General features: G+C 32.8%; 1 protein-coding gene and 1 pseudogene. Both read left to right on the top strand.

Annotation, left to right across the window (positions count from 1 at the left end; translation table 11 throughout):
* Positions 1 to 109: 109 nt before the first annotated feature.
* Positions 110 to 727 (top strand): annotated as a pseudogene (locus AB0C84_RS45855) (malic enzyme-like NAD(P)-binding protein); the annotation flags it as partial.
* A 31-nt stretch (positions 728 to 758) separates the two neighbouring features.
* Positions 759 to 2096, top strand: a complete 1338-nt coding sequence (locus AB0C84_RS45850; protein WP_049386594.1) for a 2-hydroxycarboxylate transporter family protein — start codon at positions 759 to 761, stop codon at positions 2094 to 2096.
* Positions 2097 to 2677: the final 581 nt, after the last annotated feature.

The following is a 2677-nucleotide window of genomic DNA, read 5'->3' as shown; positions in this document are numbered from 1 at the left end:
CAGTGGCGCGCGGCCAGCTCCCACGATCCGAGCCAGACCGCCACGAGCGCGACCCGGACGCCGGTGATGCCGAGGGTGCGGCGCAGCCCGGCGGTCTGATGAGCAAAAAGAATTTATTAACGATAGTACAAATGTACAAAATACTTCATTTAAGTCATTAGAAGAAATTGTTTCAGAAGTGCAGCCAACTATTTTGATAGGTACTTCTACACAACCCGGTGCATTCAATGAACAAGTAGTCAAAACAATGAGTACGTATACAGAAAGACCGATTATTTTACCTTTATCTAATCCTACGAAGTTAGCAGAAGCAAAAGCAGAAGACTTGTTAAGATGGACTAATGGTAAAGCGCTTATTGGTACGGGTATTCCGGTAGAAAATATTCAATATAATGGTGTGGAATATCAAATTGGGCAGGCAAATAATGCATTAATGTACCCTGGATTAGGTCTAGGATTAATTGCTTCCAAAGCACAAAGAGTTAATAAAGATATTTTATCTCAAGCTAGTCACGCACTAGGAAATCTAGTAGATGTTGATAAACCGGGAGCACCCATTTTACCTCCTATTTCTAAAATTGAAAGTTTCTCACAAAAAATAGCAGAGGACGTTGCACAAGCTGTTATTGATCAAAAATTAAATGGCTCAATTTCAACATATAATGTAAAAGATTTAGTAGCTCATTATAAATGGCAACCTATCTATGAATCTTTATTAGATAAATAAAATTGAGAGTAAAGTCAGGAGATATTTAAAGATGTTAAAATCAAGTAATTCTTCAAAATTTTCACAGAGACGTGAATTATGGAGTTATCTTTGGAATATTGACGTTAAAGGAATAAACTTACCCATTTATATTGGAATGATTATAGTTCTTATTGCTACTATGGTTATTGGTAAAATTCCACATACGATTGTAGGAGCTATTTCAGTATTAGTTATTTTAGGTAACTTTCTCCACTATTTAGGAAATAAGATTCCCATTATTAAATCTTACTTAGGTGGTGGCTCTGTATTTTGTATATTTGTATCTGCATTCTTAGCTACTTTTGGGATTTTACCAGCAAATGTAATTGATACCACTAAAGATTTTGTTAGTAATATGGGATTCTTAGACTTTTATATTGCAGCACTTATTACCGGTAGTATTTTAGGAATGAACCGTTCATTGTTAATAAAAGCATCTGTGAGATTTATTCCTGTAGCTATTCTTTCAATGTTAAGCTGCTTTATTATGGTAGGGACTGTTGGTGCGCTTATAGGTAATGGATTTGGGAAATCCATATTATACATTGCCTTTCCAGTTATGGCAGGCGGTATTGGTGCTGGCGTAGTACCATTATCAACGATTTATGCGCATAGCTTAGGTGCTTCTGCAGGAAGTATTATTTCAAAATTAATCCCAGCATCCGCAATGGGTAATGTGTTGGCTATTATTGGTGCTGCACTATTAGTGAAGTTAGGAGAAAATTTTCCTAAAATCAATGGCCATGGTCAATTGATTAAAGAAAGTGATAAAAGTGGTGAAAAATTAGAAGATAAAGATACAAAACATCAAATTAATGTTATTCAAATTGGTGTTGGACTATTAATTTCTTTTTCATTCTTTATGATTGGCATTATATGTAATTATTTCGTACCTAAAATACATGCTTATGCCTTTATGATTATATTGGTTGTAATTGCTAAAATCACAAAAATTTTACCTAAATATTATGAAGAAAGTGCAATTATGTTTAATCAAGTTATTGTTAAAAATTTAACTCCCGCAGTACTTACGGGCATAGGTATCGCTTTACTTAATTTAAACGTTTTAGGTCAGGCCCTAACTTGGCAATTTATTATATTATGCTTAACAAGTATTATAACTATTTCAACGGCAGCAGGTATTTTCGGAAAATTATTTGGATTATATCCAGTTGAGTCAATCGTTACAGCAGGGATGTGTAATAATAGCATGGGAGGTACAGGCAATGTTGCCGTGTTATCTTCAGCGAAAAGAATGGAACTTATTGCATTTGCACAAATGGGGAACCGACTCGGAGGAGCAACGATACTGATTGTATCGGGATTTTTAGCACAAGTTTTCTCTTAGGTAATTAGGATTATAGGGTTGAATAATATTTCTACTAAGTTTATAAGGAGAGTATAGTTTTATAAAAATACGATTTTTCCTGATGTACACTCCATAAAGTTGGACTAAAATTTAACTTTATGGAGTGTACTTTTATAGATGATATTATAATTTTGATACTTGTCTGTATTTTAGAAAGGATGCTTATTTTTAAAATCGATAAGGGCCATATTTATCTTTATGGCCCTTGAGGAAGAAATTACTTAAAACTAAATCAAAAAATTTGTATAATACAATAACAGCCAATTACATACTAACATGTATTCATTCTTTTTACATTAAAAATGATACTTAATAAGACAGTTAAATCCCATTTACTGTTTTGATAGATTAAGGTTAATTAATAAATTAAAGCGAAGTTTCTAGTATTTTTTATAGTGATAAATGTCTTTACACCATACGTGTTTTCATACGATAAAATAAGAATTATTGAACCATGTATATACATTATAATATTGAAGAAAAAGACCATTCAATTTGGAATAGTCTGGGACAAATGACTGAAATTCTAGTAACCTATCCAATAATATTGGGGAAATTAT

Source organism: Actinomadura sp. NPDC048955 (assembly GCF_040649435.1).
GTDB lineage: Bacteria > Actinomycetota > Actinomycetes > Streptosporangiales > Streptosporangiaceae > Spirillospora > Spirillospora luteofluorescens.
Note: the sequence above shows the minus strand (reverse complement) of the source record. Positions and strands in the feature narration are given on the sequence as shown.